Origin of the sequence: Gluconobacter sp. P1D12_c (assembly GCF_018812105.1) — a bacterium.
GTDB classification, from domain to species: Bacteria; Pseudomonadota; Alphaproteobacteria; order Acetobacterales; family Acetobacteraceae; genus Gluconobacter; species Gluconobacter oxydans_A.
On record NZ_JACSIQ010000929.1, the window covers coordinates 1 to 350 of the forward strand.

The following is a 350-nucleotide window of genomic DNA, read 5'->3' on the forward strand; positions in this document are numbered from 1 at the left end:
GAATGGCAAGAGCAGGAAAATCAGAAGCACTCAAAATACTATGGCGTGCATTGTTCTGTCTTGGCCAGGTGAGATGGATGCCGATTGTAAGCGTTGGCAAGCTCGGTCGGTCAAGTGGTTGCAGGACACGTATGGGGACCAGTTGAAGACAGTCATCAGGCATGATGATGAGGCTTTTCCTCATCTTCATGCTTTCATCGTTCCTGATGATTTGAAGGCGATCAGCTTACATCCTGGGGATAGTGCAAAGCAGAAGGCCAAGGCGGATGGGTTATCTCCAAAGGAACAAAATGAAGCCTATAAGCAATCGTTTAGAGATTGGCAGGACAGTTATTGGGATAAGGTCGGGA

At 47.7% G+C, this 350-nt stretch carries 1 protein-coding gene; it reads left to right on the forward strand.

From position 1 onward, the window contains the following. A partial coding sequence (locus KP705_RS19835; RefSeq protein ID WP_215765554.1) for a plasmid recombination protein occupies positions 1 to 350 on the forward strand: 350 nt, incomplete at both ends.